This window comes from Bacillus cereus group sp. BfR-BA-01310 (assembly GCF_022664325.1).
Lineage (GTDB): Bacteria > Bacillota > Bacilli > Bacillales > Bacillaceae_G > Bacillus_A > Bacillus_A paramycoides.
Genome location: NZ_JAKUHD010000058.1, coordinates 1 through 6,307, shown reverse-complemented (window position 1 = coordinate 6,307; position 6,307 = coordinate 1). Strand labels below are relative to the sequence as shown.

The following is a 6,307-nucleotide window of genomic DNA, read 5'->3' as shown; positions in this document are numbered from 1 at the left end:
CTAAAATAAAAATTGACGTTTCACGTTGTTTGTTTCGTTCAGTTTTCAAAGAACTACTTTGCCGCTCATTTGCGACTTCCTTATGTTAACACTTTCGTTAATTGATGTCAACTAAGTTTTTTATTTCGTTTGTCGCTTTCTGTGTTATTGCTATCGGCGACTTGTTCTATATTACACCTCTACACTCTAATCGTCAACACATTTTTACAAATAAATTTAATTTGAATATTTTCATACTCTTTAAGCTAGATAAGCCCCTACAATGGTTTCATTAACGAGAAACCATCTTCCCCTTCTCTTTACTAATTCTATTCTCCCAAAACATATTCAATTTAATTAAAGGCTTCAGCCGTCACACCTTACTTAATTTGTATGAATGATTTCCCTAACGAAACTAGCAACCTTTTTTTAACAAATACTAGTATATAATTAGAGAGTTATTGTATTCCCTAATGTACCTCTTTGTTTATCATGTTGTACTATCGATAAAACTCTATTAGAAACAGGTGACGATATGAAAGATATACGTATTCTTATAGCAGACGACGACAAAGAAATCCGAGATTTATTAAAAAGATATTTAGAACGAGAATTATATATGGTAGATACTGCAATTCATGGCGAAGAAGCCTTACATTTGTTTAATCAAAATAACTATAACCTCGTTATATTAGATCTTATGATGCCGAAAGTAGATGGGATCGAAGTATGTAGAAAACTTAGAGATAAAACTAACGTACCGATATTAATGCTAACCGCTAAAGATCACGAAGTTGATAAAATTTTAGGTTTAAGCATTGGCGCCGATGATTACATTACGAAACCTTTCAGTATTCACGAAGTGGTTGCACGAGTAAAAGCTCTCATGCGACGGTTTTTAATTCTCGGAAGTAACACTAATGTACAAGAGAAAACAACTTTAGCTTTTAAAGGGCTAACTATTGATTTAAATACATACACAGTTCATACAAATGAAAAAGAAATCAATTTAACCGGAAAAGAACTTGAACTATTAAAATTCTTCACTTCAAACCCAGGACAAGTATTTACAAAAACACAACTCTTTCGAAATGTATGGGACGATAATTATATAGAAGATGACAATACCGTTATGGTACATATTAGAAAGCTTAGAAAGAAAATAGAAATCGACCCTTCCAATCCAAAATTTATTCAAACTATATGGGGAATTGGTTATAAGTTTGTAGGTGAAAAGCTTGAAGACTGATAAGATTCTCTTTCTTATTTCATTGCAACTTATCATTTGCGGGCTTTTAAATATACACATGGGTCCCAAAGTAAAAATACCTTTATTTATTACCCTTATCTTAATTACAATATATCTTTTCTTTTCAAGAATACAATTCATTCAAAATCGCAAAGCGATGGTCACTAAATTAAGTCGTGCACTAAAAGGAAATTTGCAAACAAGATTATTTACAAATAACGACCGTTCATTACATACTATCGTTTTTTCGATAAACGAACTAATAGCTGAATTAGAAAAGGTTCAGATTGAGGCGAAAAGATCCGAAGAATCGAGAAAACAACTTTTGTCTAGTATCTCGCATGATATCCGAACACCACTCACTTCTATTATTGGATATATTGACGCTTTAAAAGATGGTGCTGCTGCTTCTCAAACGGAAAAGCTAGAATATCTTGAAATACTTTATAAGAAATCAAACAACTTAAAAAGTCTAGTTGATGAAATATTCAATATGGCAAAGCTAGATGCTAATGAATTTCCATTAAAAGAAGAAGAACTCGATTTTTCTGAAGTTACTAGAGAAGTGTTAATCGAGTTTTTACCTGATCTATCAAAACATAATATCGAACTACAAGTTTTTATACCAGAATCTACTTGTCCTATCATCGCAGACCATCTTAGCCTTATGCGGGTTATAGGTAATTTAATGAAAAATGCCATTTATTACGGAAAGGATGGGAAAATAGTAGGCGTCGAACTACTAGAAACCGATTCAGAATATGAACTTCTTATTTGGGACAAAGGCCCTGGTATTCCAAAACATGAATTACAAAACGTATTTGAGCGAATGTACCGAAGCGAACAATCAAGAAACTCCTCTTTTGGTGGTAGCGGTCTCGGGCTTTCTATTTCTAAAGCGCTCGTTGCGAAAAACGGTGGACATATATGGGTTGACAGTATTCCTTGGGAAAGAACTACTTTTGGCTTTTCTATCCCAAAACACACTACTTTTAAGAAATAGTTAAGAAATGATTAATATGCAGTTAAACCCTTCTTTTTATCATGTAATTAAGAACTCATAGAAAGTAGGTGTCTTCTATAAATACAATTATAAAAACGACAAATCTCACTAAAATATATGGCACTCAAAAATCAGTAGATAATCTTAACATCAATGTACAACAAGGAGAGATTTATGGATTCATAGGACGAAATGGGGCTGGTAAAACAACGACCATTCGTATGCTGCTCAGCCTTATAAAACCTACAAGTGGGAATATTGAAATATTTGGGGAGGATTTATTCCAAAATCAAAAAGACATTTTAAGAAGAATTGGTTCTATCGTTGAAGTTCCAGGGTTTTATGAAAACTTAACAGCACGAGAAAACTTATTAATTAATGCAAAGATAATTGGAGTTCACAAAAAGAATGCAATTGAAGAAGCATTAGAAATTGTAGGCTTGCAGCATGAAACAAAAAAATTAGTAGGAAAGTATTCTTTAGGAATGAAGCAGCGTTTAGGAATTGCACGTGCTCTTCTCCATTATCCCGAACTACTCATACTAGATGAACCAACTAACGGGCTCGATCCAATCGGTATTAAAGAAATGCGAAAGCTTATTAAATCTTTAGCTCAAGAAAGAAACATAACGATACTCATTTCTAGTCACATACTAGCCGAAGTGGAACAACTAGTCGATCGTATGGGAATTATTCATGAAGGAAAGTTACTAGAGGAAGTTTCTCTTGATACGCTACGTAAAGCAAACCGTAGGTATATAGAATTCCAAGTGACTAATGACAATAAAGCTGCGATGCTCTTAGAAAATCATTTTCAAATTTTTGATTATGAGGTACATGACGCAGGAAATATTCGCGTTTACTCTCATTTCGGACAGCAAGGACGCATTAACAGAGCGTTTGTTCTTAATGATATTGAAGTATTAAAAATGATGATGAGTGAAGACAGATTAGAAGATTATTTCACCAAGCTAGTTGGAGGTGGAACAATTGGTTAATCTACTCTATACAGAACTATTAAAACTCAAACGCTCTAATATGTTTTTGATTAGTATTATCGGGGCTGGTGTCGCACCTTTCTTAGTGGTAGTAGCGTCTTATATACACATAAAAACAAAACAGCCAACTCCAACTATTTTGTTCCATCAATTATTCACTGAAGTTAACTTATATACTACTTTAGTTATGGGATTCCCCTTATATGGCGTAGTGGTTGCTTATCTGTTTACCCGTGAATATACAGAAGATACACTAAAACATTTACTAACTATCCCAGTGTCACGCATTAACTTTATTATAAGTAAGTTCATTATTCTCTTTCTTTGGATTATAATACTTACTTTAGTCGCTTGGGCACTTACTTTATTATTAGGGCTACTGGGGAACTTCTCTGGTTTTAGCATTGCTTTACTTTTAGGTTCCCTCCTAAAATTTTTAATATGTGGTGGACTTCTCTTTCTTTTATCTTCACCTATTGTACTATTAGCTCTTGTAATGAAGACGTATGTACCGCCTATTATATTAACAATTATTATAACGATGACTAACCTTATGCTCGTAAATTCAAAACATAAAGACCTGTTTCCATGGACTGCTACCTTAGATATAGCAAATAATGAATTACAACCAACTTATCCACCAGAATATTCTTATCTCATCATCGCTGCAACAACAATTCTCAGTTTTATCGCAACACTGTTCTATTTTAAAAAGGTTGATATCCATTAATTTATAGGAGTGAAATTATGAGCGATATTATTATTGCTTTCATACTTGGTATTGTAGAAGGGTTAGCTGAATTTTTACCTATCTCCTCTACTGGCCATCTTATATTAGTCGGGCATTTACTAGACTTCGAGGGAGAGAGAGCAAAAACGTTTGAAATTGTTATTCAGCTAGGGGCAATTTTAGCTATTGCAATTTTATATCATAAACGCCTTGTTTCTTTATGTAATATTAAACCTCTTCTACGGAAAGAGAAAAAATTCAACGCATTCCATGTATTTCTTGGCGTATTTCCAGCAGTAATTGCTGGTTTACTACTACATGATGTTATTAAAACATATTTATTTCAGCCATATACTGTCGTAATTGGACTTGTAGCAGGAGCAATTCTTATGATCTTTGCAGAAGTCAAAAAGGCAGAGGCAACTACCTTTTCTCTGGATGATTTAACATACCGTCAAGCATTAACAATCGGATTATTTCAATGCTTAGCAGTATATCCTGGCTTCTCTAGAGCTGGTTCTACTATTTCTGGAGGTCTATTAGCGAAAGTAAATTATAAAACTGCATCTGAGTTCTCTTTTCTTATTGCTCTTCCTGTAATGGTTGGAGCTACAGGCTTAGACTTATTAAAAAGCTGGAAGTATTTAAGTGTAAATGATATCCCTATGTTTGCGGTAGGCTTCATTACTTCTTTTATTGTAGCAATGTTAGCAGTAGTAACATTCCTAAAGCTTTTAGAAAAGATAGGTTTAAAACCTTTTGCATATTATCGTATTTTGTTAGCTATCTTATTTACGTTTTTCGTATTGCTATAGCTTTATATCAGTTATATATTATTAAACCGATATTCAAGTTGGAATATCGGTTTTTTATCTATTTCACCTCTAGTATTACTCCTTTTAATATGGCATAGTGATAATAAATTCATATTAATAATCCGAATATTCTTTGAACAATCCATTAAGATATGTAAGGTTACAAGCTATACTTGAAACCCGAACCTAGTAATAGCATTTCTTCTTTAAACGCATATACTAAGTTTAAAATAAGTACCTCAATTGATTGAATGTACCCATTATACCGAACGAGAACAAACGTTCCAGGTCCTTGTTATACATCACCACTTCCTTGTATTTATGTAAACGTACTATAGTGTTTTCACTTGTACTTATCTTCGCTACGAAAGACTTCCAATTATAAGATTTAAGGAAGTTTTTCCTATGTCTATATACAAACAACTGCAAGTTTTAACACTAGAAGAGCAAATTGAATTACTAACAAAGCATTTAGTTTCCTTTAATAGTATTAGCGGTACCGGCGGCGAAGCTAGTATTATAGATGAACTATTCTTGTCTATTCACGAAACTGACGAAGAGTTAAAACTATTATTGGAAAACTTTCCTAAATGGGAACAACTATATCCATTACCGTACGAAACAATTCGGAAATTAAACATCCCTTCTATTAATATGAGGGTCTACGGGAAAGATGGCCATAAATGGACAGAACGGGTTTACAAACCATATTCATTCAGCGTATTACCTGTATTAATTCGCAACACAACGATACAAATTTTAAATGAGTACAAAGCCATTACAAATAAGCAGATTGCTCAGGGATTATAAAGAGAATTAATATTAACTAAAGTGAGGTAACGATACAAATGAATCCATTAGCACAAGCATATTGGGATACTTATTGGGGGGACAATGCAAAGCCGAAATCTGTTACAGCTTGGCAATTCGGTGATTCCCCTGATTATCTCGCACAGTTAGTAATTGATGGTGTAAAAACAGCAACATGCTCCGGTCATATTTTTTATGAATTAGAAAACGAACCGCTACCAACAAACGATGATTATAGTATTGTACTCAATAGCCAAGATGAACCTGTAGCTATTATTAAGACAATAGAAGTAACTGTAACACCAATGAATGAAGTAAGCGAAGAATTCGCTATCGCTGAAGGTGAAGGCGATCGTACCTATAGTTACTGGAGAGACACCCATGTTCGGTTCTTTAGAAAGGAACTAACTGAGCTTGGTCTGAGTTTTTCTGAAGATATGCTACTCGTTTGCGAACATTTTGAGCTTATTGATGTGAAACTATACTAAATAGAAGTTTTTCTGAGAATTTATACTATATAAATACACTTATCTTTAAACAAATAAGCTTGTTATCAATGGATTTCTTGAGCCATAGATAACAAGCTTATTTCATTAAATACAAAAAAGACGAGTCATTCTGACTCGTCTTAAAGTTGCTTGGCGACGTCCTACTCTCACAGGGACAAGGTCCCAACTACCATCGGCGCTAGAGAGCTTAACTTCCGTGTTCGGTATGGGAACG

The 6,307-nt window shown here is 33.7% G+C and carries 7 protein-coding genes and 1 rRNA gene; 7 read left to right on the top strand and 1 reads right to left on the bottom strand.

Going from position 1 to position 6,307, the window contains the following annotated elements:
• The first annotated feature begins 514 nt into the window (after window positions 1-514).
• From MR109_RS29295 to MR109_RS29265, 7 genes are all read left to right on the top strand, one after another.
• Window positions 515-1,228 carry a response regulator transcription factor gene (locus MR109_RS29295; protein ID WP_048376676.1) on the top strand — a complete coding sequence of 238 codons (714 nt, stop codon included), beginning with the start codon at window positions 515-517 and terminating at the stop codon, window positions 1,226-1,228.
• Window positions 1,218-2,231: a sensor histidine kinase gene (locus MR109_RS29290; RefSeq protein WP_242274815.1), complete on the top strand. Its 1,014-nt coding sequence runs from the start codon at window positions 1,218-1,220 to the stop codon at window positions 2,229-2,231. The genes MR109_RS29295 and MR109_RS29290 overlap by 11 nt, the downstream gene beginning before the upstream one ends.
• A 68-nt stretch (window positions 2,232-2,299) precedes the next feature.
• Window positions 2,300-3,229: an ABC transporter ATP-binding protein gene (locus tag MR109_RS29285; protein WP_048376680.1), complete on the top strand. Its 930-nt coding sequence runs from the start codon at window positions 2,300-2,302 to the stop codon at window positions 3,227-3,229.
• Window positions 3,222-3,959, top strand: coding sequence for an ABC transporter permease (locus MR109_RS29280; RefSeq protein WP_242274814.1), 738 nt, complete (start codon window positions 3,222-3,224; stop codon window positions 3,957-3,959). Before MR109_RS29285 ends, MR109_RS29280 begins: the two co-directional genes overlap by 8 nt.
• A 17-nt stretch (window positions 3,960-3,976) precedes the next feature.
• On the top strand, window positions 3,977-4,774 hold the full coding sequence (gene uppP / locus MR109_RS29275) for an undecaprenyl-diphosphate phosphatase UppP (protein WP_002174597.1): 798 nt from the start codon (window positions 3,977-3,979) through the stop codon (window positions 4,772-4,774).
• A gap of 405 nt (window positions 4,775-5,179) precedes the next feature.
• A complete protein-coding gene (locus tag MR109_RS29270) occupies window positions 5,180-5,584 on the top strand; it encodes a hypothetical protein (protein WP_374202596.1) in 405 nt (134 codons plus the stop codon).
• A gap of 38 nt (window positions 5,585-5,622) precedes the next feature.
• Window positions 5,623-6,072 carry an ASCH domain-containing protein gene (locus MR109_RS29265; protein WP_242274813.1) on the top strand — a complete coding sequence of 150 codons (450 nt, stop codon included), beginning with the start codon at window positions 5,623-5,625 and terminating at the stop codon, window positions 6,070-6,072.
• A 148-nt stretch (window positions 6,073-6,220) separates the two neighbouring features.
• On the opposite strand, the gene rrf is transcribed toward MR109_RS29265, so the two are convergent.
• Window positions 6,221-6,307: ribosomal RNA gene (rrf, locus tag MR109_RS29260) — 5S ribosomal RNA — on the bottom strand; the annotation flags it as partial.